This window comes from Veillonella ratti (genome assembly GCF_003992115.1).
In the GTDB taxonomy this organism is placed as follows: Bacteria; Bacillota; Negativicutes; order Veillonellales; family Veillonellaceae; genus Veillonella_A; species Veillonella_A ratti.
On sequence record NZ_RQUX01000010.1, the window covers coordinates 16977 to 29614 of the forward strand.

General features: G+C 43.8%; 14 protein-coding genes. All 14 read left to right on the plus strand.

Translation table 11 applies throughout. From position 1 onward, the window contains the following. Positions 1–49: 49 nt before the first annotated feature. The 14 genes from EO124_RS05590 (at position 50) to atpA (ending at position 12636) form a co-directional block, all read left to right on the plus strand. Positions 50–1006, plus strand: a complete 957-nt coding sequence (locus tag EO124_RS05590) for a YitT family protein (protein ID WP_127058705.1) — start codon at positions 50–52, stop codon at positions 1004–1006. A gap of 115 nt (positions 1007–1121) precedes the next feature. Further along, positions 1122–2030 (plus strand): YitT family protein, encoded by a 909-nt coding sequence (locus EO124_RS05595; RefSeq protein ID WP_127058706.1) that lies wholly within the window; start codon positions 1122–1124, stop codon positions 2028–2030. 105 nt (positions 2031–2135) lie between these two features. Next, positions 2136–3818: a phosphoglucomutase gene (locus tag EO124_RS05600; protein ID WP_127058707.1), complete on the plus strand. Its 1683-nt coding sequence runs from the start codon at positions 2136–2138 to the stop codon at positions 3816–3818. A gap of 97 nt (positions 3819–3915) precedes the next feature. Next, on the plus strand, positions 3916–4185 hold the full coding sequence (locus EO124_RS05605; RefSeq protein WP_021841628.1) for an ACT domain-containing protein: 270 nt from the start codon (positions 3916–3918) through the stop codon (positions 4183–4185). Between the two features lie 8 nt (positions 4186–4193). Continuing rightward, on the plus strand, positions 4194–5552 hold the full coding sequence (locus EO124_RS05610) for a PFL family protein (protein WP_127058708.1): 1359 nt from the start codon (positions 4194–4196) through the stop codon (positions 5550–5552). 24 nt (positions 5553–5576) lie between these two features. Then, positions 5577–6626, plus strand: a complete 1050-nt coding sequence (locus EO124_RS05615) for a glycosyltransferase family 4 protein (RefSeq protein WP_021841626.1) — start codon at positions 5577–5579, stop codon at positions 6624–6626. A gap of 83 nt (positions 6627–6709) precedes the next feature. Next, entirely contained in the window at positions 6710–7855 is a 1146-nt protein-coding gene (wecB, locus tag EO124_RS05620) for a non-hydrolyzing UDP-N-acetylglucosamine 2-epimerase (RefSeq protein ID WP_127058709.1), read from the plus strand. 425 nt (positions 7856–8280) lie between these two features. Further along, a complete protein-coding gene (locus tag EO124_RS10435; RefSeq protein ID WP_021841624.1) occupies positions 8281–8487 on the plus strand; it encodes an AtpZ/AtpI family protein in 207 nt (68 codons plus the stop codon). Positions 8488–8499: 12 nt separating this feature from the next. Next, complete coding sequence (locus EO124_RS05630; protein WP_021841623.1) at positions 8500–8886, plus strand: ATP synthase subunit I; 387 nt, start codon at positions 8500–8502, stop codon at positions 8884–8886. Positions 8887–8951: 65 nt separating this feature from the next. Then, entirely contained in the window at positions 8952–9626 is a 675-nt protein-coding gene (atpB, locus tag EO124_RS05635; RefSeq protein ID WP_127058710.1) for a F0F1 ATP synthase subunit A, read from the plus strand. A gap of 74 nt (positions 9627–9700) precedes the next feature. Then, on the plus strand, positions 9701–9958 hold the full coding sequence (gene atpE / locus EO124_RS05640) for a F0F1 ATP synthase subunit C (protein WP_127058711.1): 258 nt from the start codon (positions 9701–9703) through the stop codon (positions 9956–9958). Between the two features lie 73 nt (positions 9959–10031). Then, positions 10032–10523 (plus strand): F0F1 ATP synthase subunit B, encoded by a 492-nt coding sequence (gene atpF / locus EO124_RS05645; RefSeq protein WP_127058712.1) that lies wholly within the window; start codon positions 10032–10034, stop codon positions 10521–10523. 5 nt (positions 10524–10528) lie between these two features. Continuing rightward, positions 10529–11095: an ATP synthase F1 subunit delta gene (atpH, locus tag EO124_RS05650; protein ID WP_127058713.1), complete on the plus strand. Its 567-nt coding sequence runs from the start codon at positions 10529–10531 to the stop codon at positions 11093–11095. Positions 11096–11097: 2 nt separating this feature from the next. Continuing rightward, complete coding sequence (gene atpA, locus EO124_RS05655; protein WP_127058714.1) at positions 11098–12636, plus strand: F0F1 ATP synthase subunit alpha; 1539 nt, start codon at positions 11098–11100, stop codon at positions 12634–12636. Positions 12637–12638: the final 2 nt, after the last annotated feature.

Here is a 12638-nt window from a genome sequence, read left to right on the forward strand (position 1 = left end):
TAAATTATACGCTATTAACGGACAAATTTCAATTTTTCTAGGAGGAACTATGCAGTTCAAGTGGGGTCAAACCGTAAACGCCATAGTTATGACGACCATCGGTTCATTAATTTTTGCCATAGGGCTTGATGCTTTTATTGTACCACACAAGTTGGTATCCGGTAGCTTAAGCGGTGTCGCATTAATGCTTTATTATCTGACGGGAATTCAGGTCGGTACCTTGAATCTCTTGCTCAACTTACCGATACTCTGGGCCGCCTATCGCTGGCTGGGCCGTTGGCATTTGATGATTACCATCTTCGGAACGGCGGTAATTTCCCTCTTAATCAACGTCTTTGAATTTATGGCCGATTATCATATGACGCAGGATCCTTTAATCGGTTCGTTACTCGGTGGTATTTTGTGTGGTCTCGGGCTCGGGGGTGTGTATCGCTCCGGCGGTAATACGGGCGGGTTGGACCCGATTGCTATGATTATTCGTAAATATTACGGCCTTCAGATGGGCAGTATTATTTTTGGTATTAACTTTGTCATCTTGGTGGCAGCAGCCATTGTCATCAGTGTGGAAGCGGCCGCTATTACGCTCGTAAGTATTTACGTACAAGCTATGGTTACCAATAAAGTGGTGGTGGGCTTTAACCAGCGTAAAGCCATTTTTATTATTTCCACATGTCCGTATAAAATTTGTGATGTTATTATTCATCAAATTGGTCGCGGTGCTACCATTTTAAATGGCGAAGGTGCCTATACGCATCAGCACAAACAGGTTATTTTGGTTGTGGTCGGCCTTATGCAGGTGGCAAAGTTGAAAGCGGCCGTGCAAAAAGAAGATCCGTCGGCGTTCATGATTTTATCCGATGCGGCGGAAGTTATCGGTCAAGGTTTTACGATTCCATTGGCCACGCCGGCTACGGTGAATGCCGCCATTGAACGATCCGTGCAAACCGGCACTATGAGTGAGGCGTTGCCGGAGCAACCGACCGGTACAGGCGAAAATAAAGCGTGAGCTGCTCGTAAAGGCCAGACTGAGTAGGCCTTTACTGCACTTAGCTATGTATTTTTATCCGGAATTGAGAGATGAGTGAGTCAGATTTTTGACAACAGAGAATAGGGGGAGCAACATGGAAAAAGACTGGCGTACAACGATAAAGGTCATGATTTTGGTGACGTTCGGGACGATGCTGTTTTCCTTTGGGGTCAATTCGTTTATTGTACCTCATAAGCTCGTGAGTGGTGGTATCAGCGGTATTGCGTTGATGTTATATTACTTAACGGGTATTCAAATCGGTACATTGAACTTAATTTTAAATATTCCGATTTTGTATGCGGCCTATCGTTGGCTCGGCCATTGGCATTTAATGATTACCATCTTCGGTACGGTTGTTTCATCGTTCATGATTAATGCGTTTAGTTTTATGAACGTGTATCATTTGACGACGGATCCGTTGGTGGGCGCTATTTTAGGCGGGATTTTTACCGGTCTCGGTATGGGGACTATTTATCGGTCCGGCGGTAATGCGGGCGGCCTTGATCCCATTGCGTTGATTATTCGTAAGTATTACGGGCTCCAAATGGGGAGTGTATCACTGGGCATCAACTGTGTGATTCTCTTTGTGGCCAGCTTCATAATCAGTGTGGAAGCGGCGGCCATTACGTTGGTTTGCATTTATATTGCGGCCATGATTACGAACCGTGTAGTAGTCGGTTTCAGTCAGCGTAAGGCAGTGTTTATTATTTCCTATAAACCATACAAGATTTGTGATTTGATTCTGTATCAATTCGGCCGCGGGGCTACGATTTTAAATGGTGAAGGGGCCTATACACATCAGCATAAGCAGGTGATTCTGGTGGTAGTCAGTCTCATGCAGGTGGCTAAGTTGAAAGAAGCGGTACAAAAAGAAGATCCTACGGCGTTCCTCATGGTTACTGATGTGGCGGAAGTTATTGGCCGCGGTTTTTCCATCAAATCTTCAGCAGCCACGCAACAAGCCATTGAGCGCGTTCGCGCACGCGTTGAAATGAATGATTAAATGAGTTTTACGATACATGAAAGTTAAACGTTTATATTTTAGTAGATAGTCATTCCTAATCTTAGGGAATTTTACAGTATATTCAAAACAATTGGAGGCTGCACTATGGCACATGAATTAGCAGGTAAATTAGTACGTCCGGAGGATTTGATTGATTTAGAGGCGGTAATTGAGGCTTATTATAATCAAAAACCTGATTATGAAAAGCCGGAACAGCGCATTTCATTCGGCACATCCGGTCATCGCGGTAAATCGTTAGCGGGCAGTTTTAATGAACTTCATGTGGCAGCCATTGCACAGGCTATTTGTGACGGACGTAAAGAGTTTGGTGCCACCGGAGTTTGTTTCGTCGGGCATGATACGCATGCCTTGTCGGAACCGGCGTTGGAAACGGTGCTTGAAGTCTTGGCGGCGAACGGTGTCGTGGCGGCGGTAGACGGTGAAAACGGCTTCGTGCCGACACCGAGTGTTTCCCGTGCCATCATTCGCTACAATGAAATTATTGATAAACAAGAGAAGATCGCCTTTGTGCCGGACTTTTTAAAAGAAAAAGTAGGTCACGGCAAAGCGGACGGTATCATCATTACACCGTCTCATAATCCGCCGGACCAGGGCGGTATCAAATACAATCCGATTAACGGTGGCCCCGCTGATACGACGGTGACGAAGTGGATTGAAAATAAGGCCAATGAATATTTGCAAAACGGCGGCGAAGGTATCCGTCGGGTGGCCATCGATGAAATCGATTCGGCGTTGCAATGGGAATATGATTACAAAGGCCTTTATGTTAAAGAGTTGGCTGATGTGATTAACATGGATGCCATTCGTAAAGCTAAACCTAAAGTGCTCATCAATGCCCTCGGCGGCAGCGGCATGGAATACTGGGAAGCTATCGGCGAAGAGTATGGTCTCGATTTAGATATTATTAACAATGAGTACGACCCGACGTTCAGCTTTATGCCTTATGACCATGACGGCGTAGTACGTATGGACTGCTCGTCTGAATATGCCATGGCCGATGTAATTGCCAAAATCGGTGATTATGACTTGGCCGTGGGAAATGATCCCGACTACGATCGTTACGGTATTGTTACGCAAGATGGCCTTATGGCGCCAAATCACTTCTTGGTGGCAGCCGGCGCGTACCTGTTTTTGAATCGCAGTTGGCAGGGCAAAGGTTTTGGGAAAACTGCTGTTGTGACTCAGATGGTGGATAAATTCTGTAGCGATAACGGCATTAAAGTATATGAAGTGCCGGTGGGCTTTAAATATTTTTCTTCATTGCTATTTGACGGTACCATCGGTATCGGCGGCGAAGAAAGTGCCGGCGCATCCTTCCTCAAAAAAGATGGTACAGTTTGGACCACGGATAAAGACGGTATCATTATGGGCCTCTTGGCTATGGAAATGTATGCCGTTACCAATGGCCTGACGCCGGATGTTCTCTATACATTCCTTACGAAACGTTATGGCGATCCCGTGTTTGAACGCATTGATGCCCCTTGCAGTAAGGCCGCGAAGGAACGGTTGAGTCAATTGCAACCGAGTGATGTGACGGCTACGGAGCTTGCCGGTGAAGCCATTGAAGATATTCGAACCACCTCGCTGTATGGCGATTATGCTATCGGCGGTTTGCGCATTACGACGGCCAATAGCTTTTTGGTAGCCCGCCCGTCCGGCACGGAAGACTTGTATAAGGTGTATGCAGAAACATTCCAAGGTAAAGAAGCGTTGGCGCAACTTTTGAAAGCCGGTCAGGCTTTGGTTGATGAAGTAACGTCCCGCTAGCACTGTATGTGGTATTGCGCCACGAATTGTGGTATAATATAACATCATTGAAATTAGAGAGTACTGATAATGTAGGTATAAGGGAAAGGTGAATCGCATGAAAGTAGTTGTAACCGTAGTAGGGGTAGACCGAGTAGGTATTATTGCGCGTGTAGCTACCGTATTGGCTGAGAACGATGTAAATATTGTATCGATTAACCAGACGATTTTAGACGGTATGTTTAACATGATTATGATGTGTGAAGCTAAGGATCAGACAGCTTTACCTAAAGTGCAGGCAGCTTTGAAAGCTGAAGGGGAAGCTTTGGGCGTTCAGATTCAGGCACAACATGCGGATATCTTCCTCAGCATGCATCGTATAGGGTAGGTGATGATATGTTAAGTATTGAAAATATCCTCGAAACCAACCAGATGATTCATGACAATAAATTGGATGTTCGTACCATTACGATGGGCATCAGTTTGTTGGGGTGTACAGCCGTTGACGGCAATACCCTTTGTGATCGTATTTATGATCATATTACAAAAGAAGCGGAACACTTGGTGGCCACCGGTGAAGCCATTGAGCGCGAATACGGTGTGCCGATTATTAATAAACGCGTATCCGTTACGCCAATTTCGCTCGTTGCAGCCGGTAGTGATTTAACCAATTATGTACCCGTAGCCAAAGCTTTGGATAAAGCAGCCAAAGCTGTGGGTGTTAACTTTATCGGCGGTTTTTCCGCCTTGGTAAGTAAAGGTTATACCGATGGCGATCGTCGTTTAATTGCGTCCATTCCGGAAGCCTTGGCGACGACTGATTTAGTATGCAGTTCTGTAGGTATCGGTTCCACTAAAGCGGGTATTAATATGGATGCCGTAGCAGAAATGGGCCGTATTGTTAAACAAACAGCCGAACTTACAGCGGATCGTGATGCTTTCGGTTGTGCGAAGCTTGTTATTTTTTGTAACCCTGTTGAAGACAATCCGTTTATGGCCGGTGCCTTCCATGGTGTTACGGAAGGTAATACGACGATTAGCGTCGGTGTCAGCGGACCGGGCGTTGTTAAGCATGCCTTAGAAGCAGTACGGGGACGACCTTTTGACGAAGTGGCCGAAACGATTAAACGTACGGCTTTCAAAATTACGCGCGTGGGTCAATTGGTGGCCCAAGAAGCGTCGCGGCGTTTGGGTAAGCAGTTCGGGATTATCGATTTATCCTTGGCGCCTACACCTGCTGTAGGTGATTCGGTAGCGCATGTTTTGGAAGAAATGGGCATTACCTCTTGTGGGGCTCATGGTACTACGGCGGCATTAGCTTTATTGAATGATGCCGTTAAAAAAGGCGGGCTCATGGCATCGTCTCATGTAGGCGGCCTCAGCGGTGCTTTTATCCCTGTAAGTGAAGATAAAGGCATGATTGATGCCGTATCCGTAGGCAGTTTAAGTTTAGAAAAATTAGAAGCCATGACCTGTGTGTGCTCTGTAGGGCTTGATATGATCGCCGTACCGGGGGACACATCGGCAGCTACTATTTCGGCAATTATTGCCGATGAAGCGGCTATTGGTATGATTAATAATAAAACAACAGCTGTTCGTTTGATTCCGGTTCCGGGTAAAACTGTGGGCGAAATGGTTGAATTCGGCGGCTTATTGGGCTATTGCCCAATCATTGAAGTAAGTCCGTTTGGGGCGGAAGAGTTTATCAAACGCGGTGGACGAATTCCGGCACCTGTACGCAGTCTTACGAACTAAGAACGAGCACGAGGAGGTGCGGTAATGACGGTGTACGTGTGGGCATTCGTGGTGGCGTTGGTCATCTCGTTTGCGATTACACCGCTGATTAAAAGGTTGGCGATTAACATTGGGGCTATGGATAAGCCGGATGCGCGTAAGGTGCATCACGGTTCCATTCCTCGCTTAGGTGGCTTGGCCATCTTTATAGGCTATATTGTTTCGGTTCTCTATACCGTAAAAGATTTGCAAGCCGTTATGGGACTCTTATTGGGCTCCGTTGTGCTTGTGGGTGTCGGTATTTGGGACGATGTGAAGCAAATTGGTCCAAAAACAAAATTAACAGGTCAAATTTTAGCGGCGGTTGTAGTCGTGGCCTTTGGTAACCAGGTTGAATTTATTACCAATCCTTGGGGTCATGTGTTCTACTTGGGCTTTTTGTCGATACCGCTTACCATCTTTTGGATTGTAGGCTTTACGAATATTGTAAACCTTATAGATGGTCTTGACGGTTTGGCAGCCGGCATTTCATTGATTTCAAGCCTGACTATTTTCACAATTTTGTGGCAAATGGGCCAGGTTGACTTAGCGTGCGTTGCGTTGGCTTTGGCCGGTGCGGCGCTCGGTTTCTTGCGTTACAATTTCAACCCCGCAAAAATCTTCATGGGTGATACGGGCAGTATGTTGTTGGGCTATACAATGGCCACAATTTCCGTTATGGGTGCCGTAAAAACGGCCGCCACCATTTCGTTGGTAGTACCGGTAATTGTATTAGGCCTGCCTATTTTAGACACTACCTTTGCCATCATTCGTCGTAAGATTAACGGCCGACCGGTATTTAAGCCGGATAAAGGCCATATGCATCATCGCCTGTTGGCACTCGGCTTGTCGCAAAAACAAGCTGTATTGTTGATGTATGCCGTTACGGCGTTGTTGGGCTATGTAGCTATTTTGTTGGCAAAAGTAAATATATTGGTCGGCATTATTATAGTGTTGGCTATTTTGTGTGTTTGCGTGTTTATTGCAACTAAATTGGGGATGATTGCGAAAGACGAAGTCATTGCCGAGGAAAATAGAGCAGCAAATAGACATTAATATAGGTGCGCTTGTACGCTTGTACAAGCGCCTTCGTAGCATACAGGGTATGTAGGCTGGCTAATCATGGGAGGTATTATTACATGTTGAAAGTGATGACAATTTTTGGGACTCGTCCCGAAGCGATTAAGATGGCACCGGTAGTTAAGGCTTTACAAGCCGCTCCGGATATGGAAGCGATTGTGACGGTAACGGCACAGCATCGTGAAATGCTCGATCAGGTTTTGGATTTATTTGCGATTACGCCGGACTATGATTTGAACATCATGAGTCAGGGCCAAACTTTATATGATGTGACAACCAGAGCCTTAGAAGGGCTAAAGGATGTGTTAAAAGAAGCAAAACCTGATGTAGTACTCGTTCATGGTGATACGACAACTACTTTTGCCGGCGCATTAGCCGCTTTTTATCAGGAAATTCCGGTAGGCCATGTAGAAGCCGGCCTCAGAACGGGTAATATTTACTCGCCGTTCCCTGAAGAAATGAACCGCAAATTGACCGGGTCTTTGGCAACCTATCACTTTGCTCCGACTTCCAGTGCGGAAAAGAATTTGATGAAAGAAAATATCGGTTCGGCTCATTTATATGTGACCGGCAATACCGTTATTGATGCCCTTCAGACTACGGTTAAAGATAACTACCAATTTGAAGAAGATTTGCTTAATAATTTAGATTATAAAAATCGGCGCATTGTGCTCGTAACGACTCATCGTCGTGAAAACCTCGGTGAACCGATGCGTCATGTATATCAAGCCATTCACCGCTTGGTCGATGAATTTGATGATATTGAAGTGGTATTCCCGGTACATAAAAATCCGAAAGTTCGTAAAATTGTTAAAGAAGTATTGGGTGATGTAGAACGAGTTCACTTAATCGATCCGCTCGAATATGAACCGTTTGCTAATTTAATGGCTCGTTCTTATTTATTGATGACCGATTCCGGCGGGATTCAGGAAGAAGCGCCGGCTTTGGGCAAACCGGTATTGGTACTTCGCAATACGACGGAACGTCCGGAAGCGGTAACGGCCGGTACGGTACGTCTTGTAGGGACTGATGAAAATACGGTCTATGATACGGCCCATCGATTATTGGCGGATAAAGATGCTTATGATGTGATGGCCAACTCCGTAAATCCGTATGGTGACGGTGTAGCGTCGAATCGTATTGTCGAAGCAGTGCGTTTTGAATTTTTACACAGCGGTAAAAAACCGAGCCGTTTCGGCTATTAATTGATAGTGTTTAGGTAGTAAATAGCTGATGTTATTAACGTCCTCAGTTATATATATCAGCTAATGTATCTACCGCTCATAAGGCCGTTTTTTTATTAAAAACTTTGAAAAAGTGGCCCTTGTATTCGTAAAAAGTATACACAACATTCTTAAATATAATAAAAAGATTAGTGATGAATTATAATTAAAAACGAAAAAAGCATCGATGGATAGCTTGAAACTTGTATTGTTTTAAAAATTGAATTCATTAATATTTTTTATAATAAGAAAATTGGATAAAAGTATACTTGTTATAGGTATATTGGCTAAACGTATGACAAAATGTTATAATTTAGTGAAAGTTGAATTTTGTTATAATAAAGAAGTTAGAGATTAGTAGTATTCATAGTTTCCCCGTTTTAACCATCACAAAGAAGGTGATTCCAATGAAGCGACTCGATCCAACCACACTAAAAGCACTGAATGTGGCCTTGTCGGCAGGTTTCTCCCTGTTGGTCAGCATTCTGGGTTGTCTGGCTATAGGCCGTGGCTTAGACTATCTGTTTGATGCGTCACCATGGTTTACGCTGATAGGAGGGTTAGTAGGAGGATTAGGAGGCCTGTACTCCTTGTATCTTCGGGTTGTGTCGTGAGGGGGCTTAATCGTGGAGGTATTCTTGGATTTTGTAAAACGTATGACTTGTTACCTTATCGTGGTAACCGTAGCATCTACATTGTTATTAGAAGTCTTTGATTACGAGAGATACATTTTAGGCTGGGTTTGGGGATGTGCTATTAATTTATTATATTTATTGATTTTAGGTTTATGGGTTTATAAACTTCGCCATAAAGAACTACGTACTATTGAAAAAGCGACTAAGCTTGGTACTTTAATTCGTATTACGCTGGTCGCCATCGGCACCTTGTTGGCCGTTTATTTATTTGAGAATTTTCCGTTTGTACCATATATGTTGGGTTTGATGCTATGGCGTCCGTTGACGATATACGAACGCATCAGGTATAACCAAGCGGATAGTCCCAATGTGATTTAATGTGTATTAATCAAAATTTCGATAGAGTAATGGGGTAGCAATATAGGCGAAAGGAGGTGAACCTTATGGAATTACATACCGGGACTCATGACGTCGTTCACATGTGGGGCATGGCTTTTAATATGGATACTATCTATATGACTTGGGTAGTGTTTGCTATTATTATAGTCGTTGCCTTTTTTGCTACACGGCAGGTCAATATGGTTCCATCAGGCGTACAAAATGTAGTTGAGTTTATTTTAGAAGCTATTGGAAGTCAATTAAAAGGTCCTTTAGGTAAACACTTTAGTAAGGTAAGTTCGCTACTATTTACTTTCTTTGTTTTTATCTTAGTAAGTAATGAATTGGGGCTGATACCGAGTCCCCATATTTTGACATCGCCTACTAACGATTTAAATACGACCTTAGGTCTGGCCCTGGCCAGCTCAGTGAGTATTTGGGTTATTGGGGCAAAGATGAAAGGACCGTCTTATTTTAAGCATTTCTTTCAGCCGTTTGCCGTATTTGTTATCTTCCACATCATGGAAGAAATCTCTAAGCCGGTGACGCTCAGCTTTCGTCTATTCGGCAACATTGTAGCAGGTGAAATTGTATTAGAGTTGTTGAACGGTTTGGCACCGTATTTAACACCGATTATTTGGCTCGTATTCAGTTTATTTGTCGGCGTTATTCAGGCCTTCGTTTTTACAATTCTCGTGACGTCATACTTGGGTATGGCAATCAACGATGAGGAACATTAATCACCACAGTATTACCAACCATTATTTTGAGTATCTCAGGTTGTATTCGTAACATTTTCTAGGAGGATTTTATTATGGAAAAAGCAATTTTGTTGTCAGTAAGTGTATTCAGTGCTTGTTTAGTGGCAGGTTTGGCAGCGATCGCAGCAGCTTTTGGTGATGCATTGGCAGTTCGTAAAGCATTTGAAGGTATGACTCGTCAGCCTGAAATGGCCGGTAAGATTATGACTAATTTATTTATTTCCATCGGTTTGATCGAATCTATTCCTATCATTGCTACCGTTATCGCCATCGTACTTGTATTTACTGATGTTATCGTTGGTAAATTATAATTCGGTTCTTTATTAAATTGAACAGACATAAGAAGGCAAGTTATAATTCCAAGTTTAAGAGGGGGTTACGCCGTTGGTAGAAATAAACGGTACATTGCTGGTTCAATTTATCAATTTCTTTATTTTAGTTGCTATTTTAGCAAAATTTGCGTTTAAACCTTTAGTCGGTGTGATGGAAGCCCGTCGCAAGAAGATTGAAGGCGATTTGGCGAATGCACAGGCTACTTTGGATTCTGCGGAAGCTACCAAAAAAGAGTATGAAGCACAATTAGCCAATGCTCGTAAAGAAGCTCAAGCGATTGTTGAAAAGGCAGCCCAATTGGCTGAACGGAATACGCAGGCTCAAATTAAGGAATTAAAAGAACAGCTAGTACGTGAAAAAGAAGAAGCTCGTAACGAAATTGCCCGTGAACAAGCAAAAGCTATGGAAAAAATGCGTGAAGATATGATTTCACTTTCTATGGCCATTGCCGGCAAAATTGTTGCTAAGAATATGGATAGTCAAGCCAATGTGGACCTTGTTAAAGAAGCCATTGAAAAGCTTGACAGTAAAGCATTAGGGTGATTGGTATGAGCGTAGACATTGTAACAGATAAATACAGTACCGCTATCTTTGAATTGGCGCAGGAACAGCAAATTCTGGAACAAATGGAAAGGGATCTTTCCTACGTAAAAGAAGTTATGGATACGCAGCCTGAATTAGGCACCTTATTGTTGTACCCGGCCCTCGATGCAGAGGCAAAATGCAATGTTTTGGCCAAAATATTCGGTGAAGCCATTAATACGATGGCACTTAACACCTTATTTGTTATGGTCAAACGCGGACGCATACGGTATATTCAGTCTGCCATTGCTGAGTTTATTAACAAAGCACGGGAAGCACGTGGCATTTTCTCCGCCACTGTTACAGTGAGTGAAGCAATGCCGGACGAGATTTATACGCAGTTGGCCGATAAATTAAAAGCGATTACGGGTAAGCAATATATTTTTACAATCAAAGTGGACCCAACCATTCTGGGCGGCTTTATTATCCAAATTGGTGATACGCGTATTGATGCAAGTTTGATGCGTCGTATGGAGGATTTAAAGAAATATTTGCTTAAGTCCGATACAACAGAGATTGGGGTGAATGGTTAAGTATGAAAATGAAGCCTGAAGAAATTACTGCCATAATTAAACAGCAGATTCAGGACTATGATGTGGAACTTAACGTTGATGATGTGGGTACCGTACTCGAAGTAGGTGACGGTATTGCGCATATTTACGGTCTTGAAAAGGCCATGGCAGGTGAATTGTTAGAATTACCTCATGGTGTTTATGGGATGGTACAGAACCTCGAATTAGATAACGTAGGGGCTGTATTGTTAGGTAATGATTTCCTTATTAAAGAAGGGGACCAGGTACGCCGTACAGGCCGTATCATGCAGGTTCCTGTAGGTGAACAACTTATCGGTCGTGTAGTTAATGCCTTGGGCCAGCCGATTGACGGCAAGGGCTCCATTACGGCAGAAGATCATCGACCAATTGAATTCCCGGCACCGGGCATTGCGGATCGTAAATCCGTATTTGAACCGTTGCAAACCGGTTTGAAAGCAATCGACGCCATGGTACCGATTGGTCGTGGCCAGCGTGAACTTATTATCGGTGACCGCGGTACCGGTAAATCGGCGATTGCCATCGATACCATTTTGAATCAAAAAGGTCAGGATGTAATTTGTATTTATGTGGCTATCGGTCAGAAAGAATCTACCGTAGCTCGTGTAGTACAGAAATTACAGGAAGCCGGCGCTATGGATTACACTATCGTAGTATCGGCCGGTGCTTCCGAAGGCGCTCCTATGCAGTATATCGCTCCATATGCGGGCGTTGCTATGGGTGAACATTTCATGTACCAAGGTAAACATGTACTTTGTGTATATGATGATTTATCTAAACAGGCAGCGGCCTATCGTGCCATGAGTTTGTTACTTCGTCGTCCACCGGGACGTGAAGCATATCCAGGGGACGTATTCTATTTACATTCTCGTTTGTTAGAACGAGCTGCTAAATTATCTGATGAATTGGGCGGCGGTTCCATTACGGCCTTGCCGATTATTGAAACGCAAGCCGGTGACGTGTCCGCTTATATCCCTACGAACGTAATTTCCATTACGGACGGTCAGATTTTCCTTGGCACCGATATGTTCTACTCCGGGATTCGTCCGGCTGTTGACGTAGGTTTATCCGTATCCCGTGTAGGCGGTAGCGCCCAGATTAAAGCGATGAAACAAGTTGCCGGTAAATTGCGCCTCGATTTGGCGCAGTATCGTGAGTTGGCAGCTTTTGCTCAGTTCGGCTCCGACCTTGATAAATCGACTAAAGCACAGCTTGATCGCGGCGAACGTTTGACAGAAATGTTAAAACAGCCTCAGTACTCACCTCTTAAAGTTGAAGAACAGGTAGTTTGTCTATATGCCGGCATTAACGGTTACTTTGCATCTATTGAAGTAGCCGATGTTCCTGCATTCCAGAATGAATTATTGCGTTATGTTCACAGCAACTACAGTGAAATTTTAACGAATATTCAAACATCCAGAATCTTAGACAAAGATACGGAAGAACTTTTGATAAAAGCGATTAATGAATGCATTGAATCCTTTGGTACTTCCCATCACTTGATTACTTCTGAGGAGGCGTAGGC